Genomic DNA, 22,789 nt, shown 5'->3' with positions numbered 1-22,789 from the left:
CATATTTACCCACTTTTAGCGTTACTAAGTAATTGCTTTTTAAAGCCTTATTTTTCTATTGAGTGTTCACTCTTTTTATTTATTTGGTGATATTCAGTCTGGATATAGTGCATTTGCTCTATAAATTTTTGGTGATTTTATCAATCTGTCTTATAGCTAAGGCGCTTATGCATAGTCAGCTTTAATGACTAGACATAGCAAAAAAGTGAATAAAAATAGCTCAATAAGGAAACGAGCAGATGCACAACATTAATAATAAAACCAAGGGCTTATTTGCCCTTTCAACAATCGCAGTGGCTTTGGCCAGTACATCAGCAGTCAACGCAGCACCACTGATGGGGTTCAATGAGGCAGACTTGCCAACCAAATACATCGTTAAATTCAAGGAAGATGCGCCAGTACCATTTTCTCGCTCAGGTGAGGCTTTAATGGCCCCAACAGAGGTGCGTGAAAATGTACTGCAAGCGGTGCAAGCACGTCAGGTCGAAAGGCTAGGCTCAGACACAATTTACAGCGTTGAGATGGATGACAGTGAAGTGTCTAACTTACGCGGCAATGCACAAGTCGAGTATGTCGAGGTGGATCCGCCGCGCTACCTACTGAGTGAGACAACGCCATGGGGTTTTAACGCGGTGAATGCGCAGCTTCTTAGTGACGCCAATGCGGGTAATCGCACCGTGTGTATTATCGACTCGGGCTACGATCTTAGCCACAACGACTTGAGTGGTAACCGTGTGACTGGAACTAACGACAGCGGCACGGGCTCTTGGAGTTCTCCAGGTAATAACAATGCGCACGGCACTCACGTTGCGGGCACCATCGCGGCTATCGCTAACACGGAAGGTGTGAAAGGCGTGATGCCAAATCAAAACGTTAATCTGCACATTGTAAAAGTGTTCAATGAATCGGGTTGGGGCTATTCGTCAAGCCTAGTTAAAGCGATTCAAACCTGTGCGGACAACAATGCCGATGTGGTCAACATGAGCCTAGGGGGCAGTCAGTCGAGCCGCACGGAACAAAATGCGCTGCAAGATCTGTATGACCAAGGCGTATTGCTGATCGCGGCGGCGGGTAACTCTGGTAATACCGCACACAGCTATCCTGCGTCTTACGATGCGGTGATGTCAGTTGCAGCAGTCGATACCAACAACGATCACGCGGCCTTCTCTCAAGCGACTGATCAAGTCGACATCGCAGCTCCGGGTGTGGCGGTACTGTCGACCGTTACGGTAGGCGAGGGTGTACTTTCTGACATTACCATCGGCGGTGTGAGCAATTTTGATCGCGGTGTGGTGCCACATAACCGTAAGAGCAAAACATCGGGCAGCTACGTGTCGGATCCTGTTGCTGGCAGTGTGACTGGCGTGCTGGCAAGTTGTGATATCTCATCGGGCAGTTACAACTGTGGTGATATGAGCGACAAAGTATGTTTGACTGAACGTATCGAAAACCAACGCAGCGGCGTGCGTCCGGAAATCGATCCTGTCAAAGCGTGTTACAACGCGGGGGCGAAAGCGGCGATTGTTTACAGTAACGCTGACTTGCCAGGTCTACAGAACCCATTTGTACTCGATGATTACGATCGCTACCGCTTGGTGTCGGTTACGGTTGACCGAGCGTTTGGTCTTGAGCTTGCTGGCCAAGTAGGTCAAGAGGTGACGGTGTCTACAACGACAGGGGAAGATTACGAGTACTACAACGGTACATCAATGGCAACGCCGCACGTGGCGGGTGTTGCAGGTTTAGTATGGAGCTACCACCCAACCTGTACCGCGCAGCAAGTGCGTAAAGCGCTAACCGCGAGTGCGACGGATATTGATGTCGCAGGTCGTGATAACCGCACTGGTTATGGTCTAGTGAATGCTGATGCCGCCAAGACATATTTAGACGCGGGCTGTAATGGTCCAGATGGGGGTCAAACGGACAATGTTTTGGAAAACGGTGTTGCAAAAGGTCCGCTATCAGGCGCATCTAAATCAGGCATCTTATTTACCTTTGACGTTCCAGCCGATGCCACGCAGGCCAGCTTTACGCTAGCAGGCGGCAGTGGTGATGCAGACATGTACGTACGCTTTGAAGGCACCCCAACAACGCGCACTTACGATTGTCGTTCATGGGAAAGTGGTAACAACGAGAGCTGCACGCTGAATGTGACGTCAGCAGGCACTTATCAAGTTCTGATTGATGGTTACTCTGCCTATTCTGGCGCGACGTTAACGGCAACTCACAATGGCAGTGCGAGCGGTGGCAACTCTGGTGGTGAAGCGCCATCAAGCTACAGCAATACCAACGCAGTGAGCATCCCAGATAACAGTGCCTTAGGAGTCGTTAGCGGTATTGATGTTTGGCGCTCGGGCGATTCAGGCACGGTTGCGATTGATGTTGATATCAGCCACAGCTACATTGGTGATCTCAAAGTGACGCTGACGTCGCCAACTGGCGGTCAAGTGGTGCTGCACGAAAATACGGGTGGTTCGGCAAACGATATTAACACCAGCTACCAAGTGGATTTCACTGGTTTTGAGTCCAAAGGTAAGTGGGAGCTTAAAGCGGTCGACAGCGCTCGCCAAGACACCGGTGCGATCAACAGTTGGACACTATCCTTTCAGTAAGGAGTCAATATGAAGAAGCAAATCGTGGCAAGTGCGCTGTTTATGGTGCTTGCTGGTGGTGTAACGACATTGGTTGTCGCGGGTAACTCGGCGTTTCCTCCGGTGGATGACCGCGTCGCAGAGGCTGAGCAGCAAATGCCTCGTTTCTTTGTGAAGTATTATCCAGAAAAAGAAGGGCAAGCGCGTGCGCTTCTTCAGCAACATCAACTGGAGATTGTGGAAACTCTGAGCAAGCAAGAGGTGTTTGTGGTGAAGGGGAGCAAAGATAAGCTCGATCAACTCATCAGTAGTGAGTTCATTGATTACATTGAGCCCGAGCCCATCCGCAGTTTGTACTCTCAATAAGCAAAACGCCCCGTTTGGGGCGTTTTTTTGTCTCTTGTCTATTCGCTTGGCAGTTCTTTGGCGACTTGACCAAGGGTGTCGACAATAACATCAATGTGCTGTTTTTCGATGATAAGCGGCGGCGACAAGGCGATGGTGTTACCCATGCTGCGCACCATAACGCCCTTGTCATAACAACGCTTCAAAATATCGAAACCAATCGGCTTACCATGAGCGGGCTGGGCAAACTGTACCGCGCCAATCAAGCCATAGTTACGAATGTCGACGATAGAGCCGACCCCTTTTAGTGAGTGCAGACCCTGCTCAAAGTATTGGCCGATTTCACCACTGGCTCTATTAAGTAGCCCTTCCTGCTCGTAGATATCGAGCGTCGCCAAACCAGCCGCACAAGCCACCGGATGACCGGAATAGGTGTAACCATGGAAGAACTCAACGCTGCCTTCAGGGGCACTGTTGACGACCGTTTGATAGATCTCGTCTTGAGCGAACACCGCGCCGAGTGGGACAACGCCACTGCTGATGCCTTTCGCTGAGGTAATCAAATCAGGAATCACATCAAACTCTTCGGCCGCAAATGCAGAGCCAAGGCGTCCCCATCCGGTAATCACTTCATCGAAAATCAAAACAATATCGTGTTGAGTACAGATTTCGCGCAAACGGCGTAGGTATCCCTTTGGCGGGAGGATAACACCGCCCGCTCCTGAGATGGGTTCAACAATCACGGCTGCGATGGAGTCTGCGCCATGGAACTGAATGAGTCTTTCTAGTTGCTCGGCTTTTTCTACCCCATGTTGAGGCAGGCCGCGGCTAAAGGCGTTACGTTCAATATCGAGCGTATGATCCAGATGGTCGGTTGGCAGCAGTGGGCCAAAGCCTTTGCGGTTTGGAGTTAAACCACCCACAGAAATGCCGCCAAAGTTCACGCCATGGTAGCCAAGCTCGCGACCAATCAATTTGAACTTTCCGGTGTTGCCTTTGGCTTGTTGGTAAGCCAGTGCGATTTTTAGGGCGCTTTCGACGGCTTCAGAACCAGAGTTAGTAAAGAAGACCTTGTTGAGCCCCGGCGGTGTGTATTTAACCAATCGCTCGGCGAACTCAAACCCAATGTCGTGGCCAAAGTTAAACGGCGAACTGTAATCCAACTCGGCCACTTGTTTTGCCATCGCCTCGCCAATTTCTTTGCGCCCATGACCGGCGTTGACACACCAAAGGCCGGCGGTAGCGTCAAGCAGTTGGGTATTTTGGTCTGAGTAGCAATACATGCCTTCAGCTCGATTAATGATACGAGGGTTCTGTTTGAAATCGCGGTTCGCGGTAAATGGCATCCAGAAGGCATCGTAACTGACTTTTCTTTCCATGTTCGACAAGCTCTGCGGTTGTTAATGTTGCAGAGATGTTATCGATGCCAGTAGAGCGGTAAAATCACGCGCGATAAATATAAAGGTTTAGAGGCATCAAACTTTCTCTGTGTTGCTTTGCTTTAGCGTGCCTTGGAGAAAATCGACAAAGGCTTTTGCGGCGGTCGATAGATAGTGGCTCGACTTCCAACCAATGCCCAGTTGCAAAGGGATCGGCGGGTCAAATGGGATCGCTTTTAGCTCGGGATCATCGGCGACCAAAATGGGCAGGCAGGTGCCAATTCCGACTTGGCGCCTAACCATGGATTTGAGTAGTTCAGGGAGGTTGGTCTCAAAATGCACTTGTGGGGTGAGTTTGTTTTGCTGGCAATAGCTGTTCACCGTTTCACGCAAAAAGTAGCCGTTTTTAAACAGCACTAAAGGTTGTTGGCAAAACTCATCAAGGGTGATGACGCTGCGCTTTGCGAAAGGGTGAGAGATAGGCACACAAGCGGCGATTTGATCTTGAGCGAGCAAGCTTTGGCGGATTTGTTCGTGCTCGCGATCGCCACGAATAAGGGCCAAGTCAAGCTCACCGTTAACCAGCATTTGTGCCAATGTTGCGGTCCCTGCCTCGTGAATGTTGATTTGAATACCAGGGTAGGCTTTTTTGAACTGCTCTAACGCATCGGGCAGAAAGTAAGAGGCGAGCATCGCTGGGGCACCAAACTTGATCACTCCGCTTGTTAGCCCTTTGAGCTCTTGGAGCTCTTTTTCCGCTTGTTCGACATCTTCCAAAATGATTTTGGCGTGGCGCAGTAGCACTTGGCCTTCGGCGGTCAAGCTCATTTGTCGTTCGGTGCGGTTCACCAGTTTTAGACCGAGCTGCTGCTCAAGTTTTTTGATACTGGTACTTAAAGCGGACTGCGCAATCCCTAGCTGATCCGCCGCCTTGGTGAAGTTACCGGTCTTGGCCAGTTGATTGAAATAGTGCAAGCGTTTGAGATCCATTATTAACTCACTATCTATTTTGTATATGAAAACTATACATACCATATATTGTTAATATGATCTCGCAATCGTTATAGTTTTGTTAACTCAAGTGTCGACGCTTAGCCAAAACAACAAATGACGACAACGGCAGATTTGCTGCTCAGCCAAATAAGGAAGTGAAACAATGAACATTGCGAAGGTTTTTAATCAAAACGTCGAAGAACGTAGCGGGTTTACCATCTCTTTGCACCCAGAAAGCCCACGTTTACAAGTGGTGACGTTAGCCAAAGAAACCTTGGATGCCTTTGGCGATTTAATCCAAAACTACAATTTGCAATCGTTGGAGTACAAGCCATTTCTCCGCTTTGCAGTGGCTGATGCATTGGACAAAGCGTGTGATTATCAACTTGGTAAGTTCTTAGTTGAAACGATGGAAGATCGTGAAACTGGCGCGTTTCTACTGGAGCCGTCTGAAGAGGCGAAAGCGGCATTTGACGACAGTGATGAGCAGCGCGACTTCTTTGTCATCTTATCCACTGCGATTTCTCACCTTATCGGGATTCCTAACTTCGATGCTATGTATGGCAAATATTACGCGCGCTTCACAGTAAAAAATGACGACAACAGTGATAGTTACTTGCGTCAAGCGCATCGTCGTATGGAGCTGCACAATGATGGTACCTACGTGAATGAGCGCACCGATTTTGTCCTGATGATGAAAATGGATGAGAAGAACATGCAAATGGGGGATTCGCTGCTGCTTCATGTGGATGATTGGCAAGACCTTGAGCGTTTTTATCATCACCCAATGGCGAAGCAAAACATTGTTTGGGGTGCGCCGCCGAGTAAAAACGTTGGCTACACCATCGAGCATCCAGTGTTCTTTGAAGAGGACAAGAACGGCAAACCGCACATGTTGTTCATTGACCAGTTTGCTCAACCACAGAACATGCAGCAAGGTTTGTATTTGCATCAGATGAGCGAGTCACTAGAGAGTGACAGCAACTGTTTCAATGTTCGTGTCAACGTTGGCAGCATGCTGGTGGTACAAAACCACTGTTGGCTACATGGTCGCGATAAGTTCGTCGCACACGAAGGGTTGAAGCGTGAACTGTTACGCCAACGCGGTCACTTTACGCGTTAGCGGCTAGCCTCTAAATGGGGCGTATAGTCAAACGGCTTTGCTGGGGAGTGGTGAAGCCGTTTCGCTATAAACAACAATAACAACGGCAGTGAAGGAGCAGGTAAGCGTGGAAAAAATGTATGACTACATCGTAATTGGTGGTGGCATTGTGGGTGTCTCGACAGCGTGGCAGTTGCAAAGTCGCTATCCAGAGAAAACGATATTGCTGATCGAAAAAGAATCGGGCTTTTCGCACCATCAAACTGGTCACAATAGCGGCGTGATTCATGCGGGCGTTTACTATGCTCCGGGCAGTTTAAAGGCAGAGTTTTGTAAAGCAGGCGTGGCAGCGACAACGGAGTTCTGCGCCAAACACGATATTCCAGTGGAGAACTGTGGCAAGTTGCTGGTGGCTACCTCAGAGCAAGAAGTCGAGCGGATGCAAGCACTGTACGAACGCTGTCATCAAAATGGCTTAGACGTAGAACTGATCGATCAAGCTGAGCTGAAAAGGCGCGAACCGAACATCGTGGGCTTGGGCGCGATTGCGGTATCGACCACCAGTATTGTCAACTATCGCCAAGTGACCGAAAAAATGGCGCAGGAGTTCGTTGCTGCGGGTGGCGAAGTACAGCTCAACACTCAAGTGACAGGACTGGTGGAAACGCCCAAGCAGATCACGGTTCAAGGTGAGTGTCAGCAGCATAGCGTCGATTTTCATGGTCAGTTCTTGGTCGCTTGTTCAGGGCTAATGGCCGACAGATTAACCCGTATGCTGGGCCTCGAAACCGATTTCCAAATTGTGCCTTATCGCGGCGAGTACTATCGCTTGCCTGAGAAGTACAACAATATTGTTAATCACCTTATTTACCCGATCCCTGATCCTGATTTGCCGTTTTTGGGAGTTCACTTAACACGGATGATCGACGGTTCTGTGACGGTTGGCCCCAACGCGGTTCAAGGCTGGAAGCGTGAAGGTTACGGCAAAATCAATTTCAACTTGCGTGATGTGCTCGACATGGTGAGTTTCAGTGGATTTTGGAAAGTGAGCGCCAAACACCTCAAAACAGGCTTAATTGAAACAAAAAACTCGTGGTGGAAACCGGGCTATTTAAAGCTGGTTAATAAATATTGCCCGCAGATAACTGTCGAGGATCTAAAGCCCTACCCAGCGGGTATTCGCGCACAAGCCGTGTTAAAAGATGGCACCTTAGTGCATGACTTTTTGTTTGCGGAAAGTGAGCGCAGCTTGCATGTTTGCAATGCGCCATCGCCTGCGGCCACCTCCGCCATTCCTATCGGCGGTTATATTTGTGACAAAATTGCCACCAAACAGGGGAGCGACAATCCTCAGCAAGATTCAAATGATCCTATCTCAGAGGTCGCATAACGATTAATTACCCATTGAGTCAAAAGCCTGAATATCACTTCAGGCTTTTTGCTTTTCGGGCCACAGTGCGCACCGCTATTTATTGTGCTTGCGGTAATAATCGCGCATGGTCTTAATAAACAGTGAGCGCACCTTGTTCAGCGCATTGGTCTTTTTGGTAATGGCCATGATCTCAAGGTGATAGTAGCGACGCTCTGGTGCGATTGTTACCAGCTCACCAGAGTCAACGTAAGGTTTGGCGTAGTGTTCTGGCAAGTAACCAATAAAGCGCGAAGAGAGCAACAGCGCCATGCGAGACTCATAGTTGTATGCAGTGGCTTTGAGGTTCATGTTGGCAAGATGGCCGTTAATGCGCTCTTGGGTTTTCATTCCAGCATAGGCGACGGGGAAGCCATCAATGATTTCATCAGTCAGTTCGTCATCAGACAGCGCCGCCAACGGATTCTCTTTACTCGCATAGAGGTAGCAAATGTCGGTATAGATGTGTTCGTATTCCAATCCATCCAACTCACGGTGAAAAGGAATAAAGCCAATATCGGCCTCTTCTTGCATCACCATGCGTTCAATTTCTGTCATCCGAGCGACTTCGGCGGTGAGATAGACCTCTTGTGCCAATTTTGAAAACTTACCAACCACCTCAGGAATGCAGGCTCGTTGATCTAAACTGATGGTGTCACTAAACAGAACGGTCAGGCTGCCTGACAGCTGTATGTCTAGGTGATTGATCGTGTTTCGAAAATCCTCCAGTTCGCCGAGCAGTTTGACTGTCGCTTCATAGACAACCACGCCTTCTTCGGTTAACGCAAAGCCAGAACGGCCACGGCGGCAGAGGATGAGGTTAAGTCGAGACTCCAAGTTTGAAATGTGGATACTGATGGTGGAGCGGCTGATATTCAGCTCGGTTTCCGCCGCAGAAAAGCCACCGCAATCTGCGACAACTTTAAAGATTTTGAGTTGTTTGATTTCGTAGTCACCAATTTGACCGACAGGCGAAGGGTTTTTAGTCATAGTTTTAGGCTCATAAAACTTCATGTTTAGCCAAGGGCATTTATATCCCTCGGCTGTTTGTTATTATTTTGTTATGTGTTTTGGTGATTATGCGCGATTTAGATTGATTAATCTTTGACGTTGATAATATTTATAACAGTAGGAATCTAAGTGATGAGAGATTTGGTTCTATCCCAAGGTTGGATAAACGGAGAATGGGTCGATGCTAACGATGGTAAGCGAGTCGAGGTACTCAATCCCGCGACCGGAGATGTCATTACCACTGTGCCAGATATGGGAAAAGTGGAGTCGGAAGCCGCGGTTAGCGCAGCACATACCGCATTCCAAGAGTGGCGTAAAACTACGGCGAAGCATCGTGCGGGATTACTCAAACGTTGGTTTGACTTGATTGTTGAAAACGCGGATGGGCTCGCTAAGTTGCTGACCAGTGAGCAAGGTAAGCCTTACAAGGAAGCCTACGGAGAAGTGATGTATGGCGCGTCGTTTATCGAATGGTTCGCTGAAGAAGCGAAGCGAATGTACGGCGATGTGATTCCTGCTGCCAACCCTAATAATCGCTACATGACCATAAAACAACCCGTCGGTGTTGTGAGTGCCATTACGCCGTGGAACTTTCCGGTTGCGATGATCACCCGCAAAGTCGGCCCTGCGCTCGCGGCGGGCTGTACCGTGGTGGTAAAACCTGGTGAAGATACGCCGCTGTGTGCATTGGCGATGGCTTCTCTTGCCGAGCAAGCCGGCATTCCTAAAGGGGTGATTAACGTGGTGACTACGTCTCGCCCAGCCGAAGTTGGTGAGGTACTGTGCTGCCATCCTTTAGTTCGTAAGGTGTCATTTACGGGGTCCACTCCCGTTGGCAAACTGATTTTGCGTCAAGCGGCTGATACGGTGAAAAAGGTCTCCCTTGAGCTAGGCGGTAACGCGCCATTTATTGTTTTTGAGGACGCAGATCTAGACAAAGCAGTGCAGGGCGCGTTGATTTCTAAGTATCGTAATGCCGGTCAAACGTGCGTTTGTACCAACCGTTTGTACATCCATGATGCGATTTACGATGAATTTGTACAGCGCTATACCCAAGCCGTGAGTGAGCTTAAAGTCGGCCAAGGTCTCGCTGAGGGAACGGACATCGGGCCTCTGATTAATCAAAAGGCCATCGATAAAGTCGACGAGCTGGTGGCAACGGCGCAGCAACAAGGTGCCCAGTTAGTGCTAGGTGGCGCGGTCTCATCGGTCGGTGAGCACTATTACCAACCGACGATTTTAACGAATGTGACCGAAGCGATGGATATTGCACACCAAGAGTTGTTTGGCCCTGTCTCTACGATATTCCGCTTCGATGATGAAGAAGATGTGATCCGCCGAGCCAATGACACCCCATTTGGTCTGGCTGCCTATTTTTATACCCAAAACCATAGCCGTGTGTGGCGAGTGAGTGAGGCGCTGGAATACGGCATTATCGGCATCAATGAAGGCATCATTTCAACCGAAGTTGCGCCGTTTGGTGGCGTGAAAGAGTCTGGTTGTGGGCGTGAAGGATCTAAATACGGTATTGATGATTATTTAGAGATCAAATACCTCTGTCACGGGGTGTAATCGGCTCGTTTAAAACAGTTTCCCTATCATTGTTAGTTTGTTCAGGCCCCTTGGGGGTCATGCTTTTAGCAGCACTTCGGTGCTGCTTTTTTTGTTTTTGTAGTTTGCTACAGATGCATAGATAAGCACCAAAAATGAAAAGGTTTGATGATGGTAAAACTTTAGGTGGATAAATATGAATTTAATAAATGTAAATGAATTGTAATTATTTCTAACAAGGTGACAACGAGGAAGAGAAATGTCACGTCAATACTGTGCCTGACTCAGTCAGAGTAAACAGGAATAATTCAAGGAGAACCTTCATGTTTAAAACCTTACGCAAGCTGCACTCTAAAAGCATTACCAAGATGGTCGCAGGGTACGCACTGGCCATTTCCAGTACCTTTTTTACTGCGTCGCAAGCCTTTGCCGCTGAGCATAACTGGCGTTTTGTAAACCTTTATTCACGCGGTACCGCTTATGGTGAGGTGTATAAAAGCTTTGCGGAAAATATTGAAGCGATGTCGAACGGACGAATCTCAGTACAAGTTATGTATGCCGGAGAAGGCGTTGGACAAACTGGCGTTCTTGGCTCGGTGAAATCTGGCTTAATGACCATGGGAGCGCCTTTTCAGCCAATGCATGCGGGTGAATTTCCTGCCGGCGTGGTGGAAGTGGGTCTACCGGGAATGACGGACGATGTCGGTGAACTTAGCGCGCTATTCCACGAAAAAGGTTGGGGTGACGTTTTAGAAGAGGCTTATGACAAGCAAAACCTTGTTTGGCTAGAACCTTACATTCAGTTACCTGTTTACGTATTAACCAAAAAGCCGATTAACTCCGTTGAAGAGTTTAAAGGGCTGAAGATCCGCGCGCCAGGGGCATACGGTAAGTTCCTTCGCAATTTGGGCGCTTCACCTGCGTCACTTTCTTGGAGTGAAATCTACACCAGCCTAGCCACTGGGGTTATTGATGGCTCAATTGGCAGTAACCTCATCGACCACCGAGATGGTAACCACGTCGAAGTTGCGAAATACATGTACCGCTTACCGATTGCTGGCGCTCAGGCGTTGCCAATCGTGGTGAACAAAAGCGCGTGGAACAAACTTCCTGAAGATCTACAAGCGATCGTTCGAGCGGCGAGCGCAGTACATGCTCGTGAGCAGATGACGAAGTCGAGACTGTGGGAATCTCAAGCTATCGCAGATATGGAAGCGAAAGGCATGAAGTGGAGCCCAGAGCCAAGTGCTGAAGATGTGGCGAAATGGAACGATGCGGCAGGCTCACTGTGGAGCGAATACGCCGATTCAGACAAGTACAGCCAACGTCTAATTAAGATTGTACAAAATAACTAAAACTTGCCCACTTCGCTTTGTTCAAATCTTGGGGTAGATATCGAATTACAGGCGAAGTGGTCAATCTAGGGGGCTTGCCCCCTTTTCTCATTTGCTGGCAAGGATAGCGTCTATGTTAAGTAAGGTTTTGGCAGCGTATTGCCTTGGTGTTAATCGCTTGGTTTATTGGATTGGTGTGTCCGCATCGGTATTGGTGCCGATATTAGCACTCACCGTTGCCTTTGAAGTGTTCTCTCGTTACGTGCTTGGTCAACCCACTATTTGGGCATATGACGTGTCATTGTTTCTGTTTGGCTATATTGCTGCCTTGGGTGGCGCGTTAGCCCAGCAGAATAAAGCGCACATCAATGTGGATGTGTTCTACCTTTCCGTTTCTATGCGCGTTCGCTCGCTGTTTAATCTCGTTTCTTATTCACTGGCAATCTTCTTCTTGTCGGTTGTGCTGATGATGGTACTGGGCAAGTTTGAAGAAGCGATGGAGTTTAACTATCGACGCCAATCTGAGTGGGCTCCGTCTATGGCTCATTTCTGGGTGATGATGATGGTGGCATGCGGCGCATTTATTGTTCAATTTACCAGTGACATGCTCCAAGACCTCTACTACGTGGTGACGGGAAAATCGCTGATTGAACAGCAGTTTGAAGAGCAACAACCAAGCGAAAGCTTAGTTGAACAGGCGGGGGATGTATGAGTATTGAAGTATTAACCCTACTGTTAATCGGCTGTATTTTATTTAGTTTTGCACTCGGTGCGCCGGTTGGCCTTGCTCTGGGCGGCATTGCTATGGGAATGGGGTACATGACATGGGGAGAGGGAATTTTTAACCTTGTGCCTACTACGATAGAAAGTAACTTTTTCAGTTTTATCTTGCTCGCTATTCCGCTTTACATCTACATGGGACAATTGCTGACTCGCTCTGGGATTGGGGATGCGATGTTCAACGCCAGCCAAATGGTGATAGGCCGTTTACGAGGATCGCTGGCGATCAGCGTGATCGGCGTTTGCTCAATGATTGGGGCGATGGTTGGCATCATCGGTGCGGGCATCATGACTTCAGGTAGTATCGCGCTCAAGCCAATGCTTGAAAGAGGGTATGACAAGCGACTGGCTCTGGGTGTCATTATGGCGGGCGGTGGCTTGGGGATTCTGATCCCGCCGAGCATCCCGATGATAATGTATGCCGCGACGACGCAAAACTCGGTTGGGCGTATGTTTCTTGCCGCCATCATTCCCGCGCTTATCTCGATCAGCTTGCTGATTGCTTATGTCATCATTAGTTGCAAGCTCAACCCAAAAAAAGCGCCGTTAGGCACAGGTGTGGAAAGCAGCATGACAGGCAAAGAGAAGGTGCGAACGGCTCGTGATGGTTTGTTCTCACTACTGCTGATTGTTGCTGTACTGGGTAGCATTATTACAGGGATTGCGACGCCCACTGAGTCGGGAGCAATCGGTGTGGTTGGTGCCATTTTGCTTGCGGTGATCTTTAAACGCTTCCGTTTTGAGATGTTTAAGTCTTCTGGGTTTGAAACGGCCATGTTGGTCAGCGTGTCGATGTGGATTATTCTCGGCGCTTCATTGTTTAGTAATTTCCACATGCTCAGTGGCGTGCAAAATATGGTGGCGCAAATTACCCAAGATCTCGGCTTACCTCCGCTTGGCGTCATCATATTACTGCAGGTTATCATGCTGCTGCTGGGCTTCATCATTGATGAGCTGATCATTGTTTTAATGTGTGCACCACTCTTCACACCGATTGTGGTATCGCTGGGCTATGACCCGATATGGTTTGGTATTTTGATGATTTTGAACATCGAAATCGCGGTCCAAACACCGCCATATGGGTTTGCCCTCTTCTATCTCAAAGGTATTGCGCCGCCGGGGGTGAGCATGATGGATATCTACCGTTCGATATTGCCATTTATCTTGCTCAAGCTCTGCGTATTGGTGCTTTGTATGCTGTTCCCTGAAGTGGTGATGTGGCTGCCTAATAAAGTGATGGGGGTAAATTGATATGAGCCTGCAACGAATCTTAATGCCTGTAGATTTGGCTTACCCAGATGTCGTTAAGCTGGAGGTCGAAATGGCACTCAAATTGATTGCTGAAGACGGGGTGATCGACATGCTGTATGTGGATGATGCCAGAGTGCACCACAGTATGGTTCCGACGGTGACAGGAAACGCGTTTTCTGAACACCACCTTAGTGCTTTTGACCGCGTGCAAACCATGCTTGAACAGCTTGTTCCTCGACCACATCGGGGCAAAAGTATCGTCAGAAATGGTGTTGTGTTTGATGAAGTCGTGGCTCAAGCCAAGCGTTCAAATGCGGATGCCATCGTGATGGCGTCTGCCAAACCTAGGTTACGTTCCTATTTGTTGGGTTCGAATGCTGCCAAAGTGGTGCGTCATGCGCCATGTTCGGTGTTTGTCGTTCGTTAAAAGCTAAGCAATAGAGCCTGAGCCGAAACTTAGGCTCTATTTGGAGATTCAGTCTAATCCATTGATTTGCTTAATTAGATCTAAAAACAGCGCTTTGCCAATCGGAATCAGTTGGTCATCGAAGTCGTAGTCTGGGTTGTGAAGTTGTGGGCTAGTTTCTCCTGCACCTAGGGCAAACATGGCACCTTGTTTCGCGACCGCGGTAAATTGGCCGAAATCTTCTGACCAGCGCATTGGCTCGTCCATCAATATATAGTCGGTATTGGTGTGGCGACATGCAGCCACGACCCGCTCGCATCCTTCATCGCTATTGACACTCGCTTGGAAGACATCATCGTAAGAAAAGCTCACCTCAAGCCCAGACTCCTTAGCATACAAACGAGCCCAAGTTTCTGCTTGCTCAGCCAAGGTTTGCATGCACAAGTTTGTTTCACTGCGTAACGTTGCCATAACCACCGCTTCACCCGGAGAGGTGCCGAACGCCACTTCCCCAAGTTTGGCGTGGATAACCGTCACCCAACTTTTACCCTTGAGCCCTTGCTGTGTAAGTAGTGTTGGCAGTTGGTTGAGCTGTTGAATAATTTGGCACATGGCAATCGCTGGGCTAATGCCATCTTCTGGATGGGCTGCGTGTGAGGTTTTTCCACTCAATTTGATGATCAGCCCGCGAGAGGCGCAATTGAAGGTGCCGCTTCTTACTGCAACCTTGCCAAGCGCTAGCCCCGGATAATTGTGCAATGCAAAGGCGTAGTCTGGCTGAATCTTGGCAAATTGCGCATCTTTTACCACATCAATGGCACCCGTTCCGGTTTCTTCTGCGGGTTGAAAGCAAAGCACAACGCGCCCTTGTTTCGGTCTTTGATGACTTAACGCTGCTCCTAGCGATGAAACAATCGCCATATGACCATCGTGGCCGCATTTGTGGGAAACCCCATCCACGACTGAGCGGTGATCAAACTGATTGATTTCTTGAATGGGCAACGCATCGAGTTCACTACGAATCAATGTAGTAGGGCCCGCCTGCGAGCCATTAAACACAAAGGCTAAACCATGGCCGCCCAAGTTTCGATAGGTTTCATCCGGCGAAAATTGCTCGAATAGTGATTCAACGCGTGCGGCTGTATTTGCCTCACAACACGATAACTCGGGATGTTGATGAAGCTCCTTTCGTAAGTCAGTCAGTTGAGCGTGGGTTAGCATGGGCGGTTCCTAGTTCTGGATCAGAGCAATAAAGTTTTGACTATACGCCGAGCCAAAACCTCAGACATTGATGAGGCTCTGATTATTGAAGCTGTTCAGTTGGAAGAGAGGGGCTTAGCCTTCTGCTAGCATTCACCGATGGGCTTAGACGGCTTTATTTCAACGATGTTGCCCTCAGGATCGGTGAGGTAGACTGAACGACCAAATCCTTGGGCTCCATAGCGCTCTGCAAAGTCTTCCACGGCAATGTTGTAGCGACTAAGATATTCTCGCAATTGCTGCTCGTCAAAAGGTGCGACCTGAAGGCAAAAGTGATCCATGTTGCGTCCGTTTTGGCGTGGTGGCTCACCGCCAAGTTTCCCGAGTTCACTGTCTACTGTCACAATATCAATCAAGGCACTGCCTGCCCGTAGCTGCGTTAAGCCAAGATCAGGCAGTTCTCGCTCAAGCTGACACCCCAAAATTTGCTGATAGAAGTGGAGCATGGCGTCAAGTTGAGTGGTGCGTAGCACGACATGATCGAGTGCAAGAACCGAAATCGGTGAATGAGCAGTCATTAAAATACTCCGAGTCGTAGTACAAATCAGTATATACGCACGACGTGATTATCTAGGATCAGACTTTGACGCTATGCCCCTAAATGCACCAATGTCACACCAAATCATCACTAATCCTAAAGTTTACCTCAAACTATTTTCGTAAATAGATGGCGAAGCCAAAACGCCGCATAAATGAAGTTTCTCTCTAGGTTGATGACTTCTTTAAGGTTTGTTCGAACGCGGTTTCAGAGAGGCGAAAATGCATAGTAAAAGGCCTCCATTTTATTGCTATTGCTGTTGTACATATCGCTGGCTATTGACCAAACTATCTATAGCGCTAAATGCTTAGAGGGGAGTGAGATATGCGTGAAGTGGACTATGGGATGTTCAATTGGAAGCAGTGGTTGTGCCTTCTGCTTCTTCCTATTTCGATAAACGTCCTAGCACAAAAGGATGAGTCAGTAGAACTTCGACCGGGCACAGTAATTTACAAAATAGACGCAAACGCATCCCCCAGTGATCTCAAAGGGCTTAACGCCTTATTGAAAAGTCAGGGACTGGTTTCAGAGCGTACACTGGAAGGCAGCCAAATAGTGATCGCGACTTTTGAGCATCATGGCCGAGAAACAGCGATTGCCAACATCATTGATAAGAGTGGTTATGTTGAGTTTGCTGAACCGGATTATGTGGTTGAACCTACACTACAGCCAAATGACACTTTCTTTGCCAATCAGTGGCACCACAACAACGTTAACAGTCAGCAAGCGTGGGATATTACTACTGGGAGCCACACAGTTTTAGTGGGGGTGTGTGATACTGGCTTTGATGTGAATCACCCTGATTTAGGTCCTAATCTACGTACCGATCTTGCCTTTAACGCCCATGATGGCTCGACCAATATTTTTGATGCCAATGGCCATGGTACAGGGAGCGCGGGTACGCTAGGTGCGGTTGGTAATAATGGTATTGGCGTTGCAGGTGCGAACTGGGAGGTAGATATCATTCCCGTTCGTATAGCGATTAGCGATCAGAACAGTTCGGCTTATATTTCTACTATGGCGACTTGTATTGAGTATGCCGCTGATAATGGCGCGCGCGTGGTTAACCTGAGCTATGGCGGTATTCAATATGACACCATAGATGCCGCAGCCCAGTATCTGCGTTCGAAAAATGGCTTACTGTTTATGTCGGCTGGTAATAGCAGCCAAGAGCACTCCTATCCTGATTTCACCAGCTTTATTGGCGTTGGCGCAACAGACAGAGATGACAGCAGAGCCAGTTTTTCAAGCTGGGGTAATTACGTAGACATTACTGCTCCTGGCGTCGATATCGCAACGACCTACCCAGATGACCAGTACGTCTACTATAGTGGTACCTCATTTTCTTCTCCGCTGACGGCTGGTATTGCTGCGTTGATGGTTGCCGCTAACCCTGCGATTACTCCAGCGGAAATTGAAACAGGGCTTTTCTCTACCGCGGTCGATATTGGCGCAGCGGGTGATGATAATGTGTTTGGTCATGGTCTTGTTGATGCATACGCTGCTGTGATGTACGCAATGAACCTCAATAACCTAGAGGCACCTGTGGCTGATATTGTGGTGAGCAGTAACTCTGTGCCATTTGGCAGTTCGGTAGATTTTGATGGCTCGGGTTCAACAGATGGCGACGGTACTATTGTGTCGTATCTATGGGACTTTGGTGATGGCAACACATCCGCGAGTATGATGGCTACGCACACCTATGCTCAAGCAGGCAGCTTCCAAGTGAGCTTAACGGTAACTGATGATGATGGGCTTAGTGACTCTGCGTTAACTAATATTCAAGTCACGAACATGCTGCCAACGCCTGTGCTTGAGATCAGTAATGCTTCAAGTAGCTATGACATCGGTGAGAGTATTTTCTTCATTGGATCTAACTCAACCGACCCTGACGGCAACATTGTTAGCTACCAATGGGAGTTTGGCAATGGTGCTACCAGCTCATCCATGGACCCCGAATATGCCTACGCGTCCGCAGGGACTTACACCGTGACTTTAACGGTTACAGATAATGCGGGCTCAGCAAATAGTACCGATGTGATGGTGACGATAGTCGACCCATTTGTGGTTAATGCGCCAACAGGATTAACCGCGAGTGTTGACGGCTTATCCGTGACACTTACCTGGCAAGATAATAGCGCCAATGAAGATGAATATGTGGTCGAGCGCGGGGCTAAATATCGTGGCCGAGTCCGGTTTGAACAAGTTGCCGTGCTACCCATGGATTCAACCAGTTATGTTGATGCCGTGCCAAATACAGGGGAGTTCAGCTATCGTATCACTGCGAGAAACACAAACGATGAAGCCACTTCGGATACCATTAAAGTAACGGTGGATTCCAATACTGATCCAGAGCCTGAGCCAGGTGGCTTAGCTGCGCCGACCAAGCTTGTTGCGTCTTCAAGCGGTGGCAAGGTTAATCTGAGTTGGTCAGATAATTCTGGCGACGAGTTAGGTTTCTATATTGAGCGAGGCTTGAAACGCAAAGGTCAAATTGATTTTGCACCAATAGGTCAAGCCGGTGCGAATGAAACCAGCTTTACGGACAGTGAATTCGGCTCATTGCCAAACGGCAACTATGCATATCGTGTTCAAGCGTATAAATCTGGTGAAGTCTCAGGGTACAGCAATACTTCTGAAGTGCGTAAAAAATAGCTTTCTATTTCAACCAAAGAGCCTGCTATGTAAGCAGGCTCTTTTTTGTATTCAGGGCATTACTCATTCGATGAATACCTCAATTTAGTGTGGATGTCATCGACGTATTAAATAACGATTAGCAGCCTGCTACTTGGATTGAGAGCATTGCAAAAATCGATATTCAAGGCACACTACCTCGATACAAGTATATCTTTTTTGGGAATGCCATGTTTAACCTCAAGCCAGCTTCTATGATGCTCGCGGCTTCGATATTTAGTGCTTCAAGCCTTGCTAAAGTCGCTCCTATCTCACAATGGCAATGTGACATGATGAGTAAGACCAGTGTGTTAGCTCAGGGCGCGCCAGTGGGGTGTGAGCGCCTATCTAAAGTAGACTTTGAGTTTATCGATTTTCAAGGGCAATCAAAGCAGGGGAGTGTGATTGTTCTTGATGTCGTTGCGCCTTCAGTTGAGAAAATATTTTCTGATCTCAAGCAGCGAAATTTCCCGCTTCACTCCGCTCGCTTAATGCGTGAGTTTAAAGGCGATGATAACGCCTCAATGAACGCTAATAACAGCAGTGCTTTCAACGCGAGGCCAATAACCGGTGGTTCTAGCTGGTCAAAGCATGCCTATGGTGTCGCGATTGACATTAACCCAGTGCAAAACCCATTCTTAGAGTTCGGTGATAACGGTACTATTACCGTTAAGCCGATTCAGTCAGCGACCAAGTACATCAACCGAACTCAGTTTCGTGCTCGCTCAGAACTAAGCCGAACAGGCATGGCGGAAGAGGTGGTTGATCTCTTTGCTCATCATGGTTTTCTAATTTGGGGCGGGGATTGGAACACACCTATTGATACTCAGCACTTTGAAGTTGGCTCAAGGCAATTCGTAAACCAATTAGTTTCCAAACCTAAGCCTGAAGCGACGAAACTGTTTAACCGTTATGTCGAGTCGTACCGAACGTGCTACCTGCGAAACAAAGCGCAAGGGGCTGAGAAAGCGAGAGCGATGTGTGCTTACAAAACGGTGAATGCATTCTAGTAGAGAATCAAAGACATCAAGGAACAAATAATTCGGTATTTTTGTGTTGGAATAATTGATGCCTTGGATTTAGTTTCATCGGCTTGAGACTACGCAGGTTTAGTACCTATTTTTAGTACCTATTTTTAGTTTCAACCGCGATAAGGTTAAGTTGCTAAATACAAAAAAGGCGCTAACTCAAAGAGTTAGCGCCTTTCCAAACGTTTGGTGGGCTGGCGTAAGTTGAATTTATGGTTTAAATTCTTGATTTTAAAGTTAAATTGCCGGTTTGATTTTTAAAGTGGTTACTACTATGGTTCCTAAATCTGTTATGATAAGACGATCTTTGGCCATTTTAATCTGTATTGCTTAAAGTATATCGTCGAGAGTATCTGCAGGTTACAGCTCAATGCTCAGCTCATTATCAATCATCTCTTTTAGCTTTGCCTTGATCTGGCTTTTTGACTGGCTACCTGCAATTTGGCTAAGTTTGGCCCAGTCAGCTTCACTAAATGTTAGCGTTTTTTCTTCTTTGCTGGTTTTAGTATCTTTGCTTTTATTGAGCTCTCTTTGCTTTCTGCCAAACTTCTCGGTTAGTTTTGCTTCCAGTTTTGTAAATTGGTTTGGGTCTGTGGTAGCGCAAAGCACATCAAAGATACACAAAATGGTTTGCTTTTGTTTATCGGTGCTCTCTGTTACAGAGAGACCGATCGCCGGGAAGTCTTTGGTTAAGCTACGGTAATGCCAGCTTATTAAATTGCTATTGCTTGTCTGAAAGACATTTTTATTCGTGTTTATTTTTTTATAAACCGTATTATAAAGTTTTTCTAAATCCTGAAGTAGATCATATGTTCTATCACGCTCCCTTGAGCTGCTTGATGTGACTATGAACTCTAGAGTATTTGCTATTTTATTGTAAGTTGAGGGGGTTTTATTTGGGCATATATTTATTAAAGGATTAAGGTGTTTGGTTTTGCTTAATAAATCATCCATATCTTCTATGATTTTTAAACTATTTTTGCTTTGTTTTATGTCGATATCTGAAGGCTTTTTAGCTTCTTTAAAAGAAAAGTCAATTACAGGGTAACAAATATGGTTTGAATCGTTTTCACATATAGCACGAATCATTACAAGGAAAAAGTAAATAGCTCTAGGTTGTTCATGTAACCAACCAATATAATCATCAAGTTCATCCTTTATATTTTTAGATAGTGAAAAAATATCATCAATAAAATCACCTAGTACTTCCACTTCTTCTTTGTTTAAATTTCCAGAATCTAAGATTTCCCTATCTATATTTAATCTTTCACAAATGTATTCTTTTAATAAGAACTCTAGTTGGGGTTTGTTACGTTCATTTAAGTCTTTTGTTTTTCTATTATTATCGCGTCTAGTTTCGATAATGGTTATATATTTCTTTAGGTCTTCTATTGTTGAATGTTTTATTAGTTCTCGGTAGCGATTGTGGACCATGTTTTACTCTCAGTGAGGTTTTTTGTCGGTATGAAGCAAGAAAAATACCACGTTTATGAGAGTTTTTTTGCGCTATTGGGTTTGTTTTTGGTTGGTTTGGTGTGGTTTTTTGGTGGGTTTTGCTGTTTTTTGTGACTTAAGTAGGGCTTAGCCGTTGTGTCGTAAAGTTGAGCTAAGAAAACTTAATCAAGATAAGTAGATATCATCTTAGCCTGATTGGCTTTATTTTTAAAGTGTTTTTAATTTGCTTGGAAACTGATGGTTATACTTTGTTACTTTTATCTTTGATAGGGCTCTTTCTTATGCTTCTGGTGGAAATAATTGGACAGGCTACTTAATTAGCTAATAGCGTTGAAAACGCTATAAACCAGCTGGCTTGGTACGGTTTGGTTTCGCTCGTAAACCGTCGGTATATAGTTATATATGTTTCATTCTCAATCAGTATTCACAACCAATAAATTATTACCAAGATACCTAACCTATGAGGTAGTAAATCGATTAGGTATAAGAATGAATACAAAGAAAAGGATACGGGAGCCGAAGGTTTATCAGGGTAGGTACTTTCACGACATAAAACTGAATAAAAAAAGAGAATATTATGAACCCTATCTGATAAAGTCGAAAGAACTTCTTGATTATGTTACAAGTGAACATAACAGAGTTCTTTCTTTTAGTCTTATCTTACGGTTCCCTCAAGATTTTAAGCAGGATAGAGATGTATCATATATTTCAAAATTTATAAGGGTATTTCAGAGGAAGGTTGCTCTTACTTTAGAGGAGAGAAAAAAGAGAAAGGCTAGGGTTCATCATATCAAGAAGGGAAATAAGGTTTTCAATATATGGTGTAGAGAAAGGGATAGTAGTAATAATGACCACTATCATATGTTTATTCTACTGAGTTATGAAAACTTCCGAACTCTAGGTCACTACTCTACCAGTCATGAGCCAGAAAAAAGCTTAGCAATCTTGTTACAAGAAGCATGGTCTGACGCTTTAGGAATTTCATACTGTGATATGAAAGGCTTAGTTCAGTTTCCCCCTAAGAATAATCACTTCAGAGTCGTACAAAATAGGCCTGACACCAAGAGTAACTATGACGACTTACTTTTCAGAATGTGTTATTTAGCCAAAAGAGAAACGAAGAATTTCGGAGAAGGGATACGCTCATTTGGGTGTAGCAGGATCGGGCGGGGCTAGGGCCTTACTCTTATCAGGTGCCAGCGACGTAGTTTTGAGGATAGAGCTACGGTGTGGTTTGAATCTGATGTCACTGAGTGGAGGAATACTCGATTAACAGAGCTCATTTAATATTAGTTGGTTTTGAGTTGATATGTAATGAGGCTAGCGAGGGCTAGCCTTTTCTGTGATGGAAGAGCAATGATAATGGAGCTCAGTAACCAGACCTGGATGGTTGAGAAAGATGACCTGTTTATCCTTTGTGACGATGCCTTAAATCCCACACGCGCCACTGACTCGCTTGAATGTGCGCACGAGCGTCCCGTTTAAGCTGAGTTAAGGTGAAAGTGCTTGAGAACATGTCACCGTCTAGACAGTAGCTACAGAACTGATGGCAGTTTTCATTTAGCAGGGAATAGTCTGTTTGTACGCCTAGCATGCCTTCTGCTATTTGAGCACAAGACTCACTTCCAACGGCACTGCCTTGTGCATTGCAACTGACGTAAATCGAAAGGGCAGTGGTATCAGC

At 46.7% G+C, this 22,789-nt stretch carries 19 protein-coding genes; 12 read left to right on the top strand and 7 right to left on the bottom strand.

The genetic code is table 11. From position 1 onward, the window contains the following. The first annotated feature begins 239 nt into the window (after positions 1–239). Together OH458_RS15930 and OH458_RS15925 are read left to right on the top strand one after the other, a co-directional pair. Positions 240–2,612, top strand: coding sequence for a S8 family serine peptidase (locus OH458_RS15930; RefSeq protein WP_269979070.1), 2,373 nt, complete (start codon positions 240–242; stop codon positions 2,610–2,612). 9 nt (positions 2,613–2,621) lie between these two features. Further along, complete coding sequence (locus OH458_RS15925; RefSeq protein WP_005471488.1) at positions 2,622–2,957, top strand: ATPase AAA; 336 nt, start codon at positions 2,622–2,624, stop codon at positions 2,955–2,957. A 38-nt stretch (positions 2,958–2,995) separates the two neighbouring features. On the opposite strand, the gene OH458_RS15920 is transcribed toward OH458_RS15925, so the two are convergent. Both OH458_RS15920 and OH458_RS15915 read right to left on the bottom strand, forming a co-directional pair. Beyond that, positions 2,996–4,315, bottom strand: a complete 1,320-nt coding sequence (locus OH458_RS15920) for an aspartate aminotransferase family protein (protein ID WP_269979069.1) — start codon at positions 4,313–4,315, stop codon at positions 2,996–2,998. A gap of 96 nt (positions 4,316–4,411) precedes the next feature. Next, positions 4,412–5,305 carry a LysR family transcriptional regulator gene (locus OH458_RS15915; RefSeq protein WP_269979068.1) on the bottom strand — a complete coding sequence of 298 codons (894 nt, stop codon included), beginning with the start codon at positions 5,303–5,305 and terminating at the stop codon, positions 4,412–4,414. A 166-nt stretch (positions 5,306–5,471) separates the two neighbouring features. Between OH458_RS15915 and glaH the strand changes: the two genes are divergently transcribed. Further along, a complete protein-coding gene (gene glaH / locus OH458_RS15910) occupies positions 5,472–6,431 on the top strand; it encodes a glutarate dioxygenase GlaH (protein WP_038215372.1) in 960 nt (319 codons plus the stop codon). A gap of 106 nt (positions 6,432–6,537) precedes the next feature. Continuing rightward, on the top strand, positions 6,538–7,800 hold the full coding sequence (lhgO, locus tag OH458_RS15905) for an L-2-hydroxyglutarate oxidase (protein WP_269979067.1): 1,263 nt from the start codon (positions 6,538–6,540) through the stop codon (positions 7,798–7,800). Positions 7,801–7,875: 75 nt separating this feature from the next. Here the strand turns inward: lhgO and OH458_RS15900 are convergent, their stop codons facing one another. Further along, complete coding sequence (locus OH458_RS15900; RefSeq protein ID WP_038215375.1) at positions 7,876–8,808, bottom strand: LysR family transcriptional regulator; 933 nt, start codon at positions 8,806–8,808, stop codon at positions 7,876–7,878. Between the two features lie 153 nt (positions 8,809–8,961). Here OH458_RS15900 and OH458_RS15895 point away from each other — a divergent pair, with 153 nt between their 5' ends. The 5 genes from OH458_RS15895 (at position 8,962) to OH458_RS15875 (ending at position 14,172) form a co-directional block, all read left to right on the top strand. After that, positions 8,962–10,401 carry an NAD-dependent succinate-semialdehyde dehydrogenase gene (locus OH458_RS15895; protein ID WP_269979066.1) on the top strand — a complete coding sequence of 480 codons (1,440 nt, stop codon included), beginning with the start codon at positions 8,962–8,964 and terminating at the stop codon, positions 10,399–10,401. A 302-nt stretch (positions 10,402–10,703) separates the two neighbouring features. Continuing rightward, entirely contained in the window at positions 10,704–11,735 is a 1,032-nt protein-coding gene (locus tag OH458_RS15890) for a TRAP transporter substrate-binding protein (RefSeq protein ID WP_038189890.1), read from the top strand. 112 nt (positions 11,736–11,847) lie between these two features. Next, the gene (locus tag OH458_RS15885; protein WP_269979065.1) at positions 11,848–12,426 is read left to right on the top strand and encodes a TRAP transporter small permease subunit; all 579 of its coding nucleotides are present in this window, start codon (positions 11,848–11,850) and stop codon (positions 12,424–12,426) included. After that, positions 12,423–13,745 carry a TRAP transporter large permease gene (locus OH458_RS15880; protein WP_005471561.1) on the top strand — a complete coding sequence of 441 codons (1,323 nt, stop codon included), beginning with the start codon at positions 12,423–12,425 and terminating at the stop codon, positions 13,743–13,745. Before OH458_RS15885 ends, OH458_RS15880 begins: the two co-directional genes overlap by 4 nt. A gap of 1 nt (position 13,746) precedes the next feature. Further along, positions 13,747–14,172: a universal stress protein gene (locus OH458_RS15875; RefSeq protein ID WP_038215381.1), complete on the top strand. Its 426-nt coding sequence runs from the start codon at positions 13,747–13,749 to the stop codon at positions 14,170–14,172. Positions 14,173–14,220: 48 nt separating this feature from the next. Here the strand turns inward: OH458_RS15875 and OH458_RS15870 are convergent, their stop codons facing one another. Together OH458_RS15870 and OH458_RS15865 are read right to left on the bottom strand one after the other, a co-directional pair. Further along, on the bottom strand, positions 14,221–15,372 hold the full coding sequence (locus OH458_RS15870; RefSeq protein WP_269979064.1) for an amidohydrolase: 1,152 nt from the start codon (positions 15,370–15,372) through the stop codon (positions 14,221–14,223). A gap of 125 nt (positions 15,373–15,497) precedes the next feature. Continuing rightward, entirely contained in the window at positions 15,498–15,929 is a 432-nt protein-coding gene (locus OH458_RS15865) for a VOC family protein (protein WP_269979063.1), read from the bottom strand. A 344-nt stretch (positions 15,930–16,273) separates the two neighbouring features. Here OH458_RS15865 and OH458_RS15860 point away from each other — a divergent pair, with 344 nt between their 5' ends. Further along, on the top strand, positions 16,274–18,604 hold the full coding sequence (locus OH458_RS15860) for a PKD domain-containing protein (RefSeq protein ID WP_269979062.1): 2,331 nt from the start codon (positions 16,274–16,276) through the stop codon (positions 18,602–18,604). A gap of 233 nt (positions 18,605–18,837) precedes the next feature. After that, the gene (locus OH458_RS15855) at positions 18,838–19,632 is read left to right on the top strand and encodes a M15 family metallopeptidase (RefSeq protein ID WP_443088528.1); all 795 of its coding nucleotides are present in this window, start codon (positions 18,838–18,840) and stop codon (positions 19,630–19,632) included. Between the two features lie 378 nt (positions 19,633–20,010). Here the strand turns inward: OH458_RS15855 and OH458_RS15850 are convergent, their stop codons facing one another. Continuing rightward, positions 20,011–21,084, bottom strand: coding sequence for a hypothetical protein (locus OH458_RS15850; RefSeq protein WP_269979060.1), 1,074 nt, complete (start codon positions 21,082–21,084; stop codon positions 20,011–20,013). A 423-nt stretch (positions 21,085–21,507) separates the two neighbouring features. On the opposite strand from OH458_RS15850, the gene OH458_RS15845 reads away from it, so the two are divergent. Further along, complete coding sequence (locus OH458_RS15845) at positions 21,508–22,281, top strand: YagK/YfjJ domain-containing protein (protein WP_333482674.1); 774 nt, start codon at positions 21,508–21,510, stop codon at positions 22,279–22,281. Positions 22,282–22,513: 232 nt separating this feature from the next. On the opposite strand, the gene OH458_RS15840 is transcribed toward OH458_RS15845, so the two are convergent. Then, a partial coding sequence (locus OH458_RS15840) for a lecithin retinol acyltransferase family protein (RefSeq protein WP_269979058.1) occupies positions 22,514–22,789 on the bottom strand: 276 nt, incomplete at its 5' end.

The organism is Vibrio sp. MarTm2 (assembly GCF_027587055.1).
Classification (GTDB): Bacteria; Pseudomonadota; Gammaproteobacteria; order Enterobacterales; family Vibrionaceae; genus Vibrio; species Vibrio sinaloensis_D.
The sequence above is the reverse complement of the archived record's forward strand: the minus strand, read 5'-3'. Positions and strand labels throughout refer to the sequence as shown.